The organism is Streptococcus sp. HMSC072D05, from assembly GCF_001815805.1.
In the GTDB taxonomy this organism is placed as follows: Bacteria; Bacillota; Bacilli; order Lactobacillales; family Streptococcaceae; genus Streptococcus.
Window position 1 is genome coordinate 203,426 of the sequence record NZ_KV822018.1, and the last position, 307, is coordinate 203,732.

At 43.3% G+C, this 307-nt stretch carries 1 protein-coding gene; it reads right to left on the reverse strand.

Annotated features, from left to right (window positions below; translation table 11 throughout):
* Positions 1-307, reverse strand: a 307-nt coding sequence (locus HMPREF3057_RS05065) for a Spy0128 family protein (protein WP_306806725.1), incomplete at both ends; no start/stop codon positions are given.

The following is a 307-nucleotide window of genomic DNA, read 5'->3' on the forward strand; positions in this document are numbered from 1 at the left end:
AAGCTCGAATTCGTATTTATCAGCTTCAAGGGCTTTACCTTCCAAGACTTTCTTAGCTGTAATCGTTGCACTTGTTTTAGCTGCTTTATAAGTGTTGGTGAAGGTTGGGTTGTTACCTGCAACAGCCGCCTCAAGTTGACCTTGACCGTTATCTGTAACGTTTACTGTCACTTCATGTGTAGCAGTGTCGTATGTCACACCTGCTTCGCTACCTGCTTTTTCTGAGATAGTGTAAGTGTGGTCGCCTGCTTCATTGTATTCGATTTCTTTGAAAGTAACAGTACCGTCTGCAGCGTTTTTAGCTGTC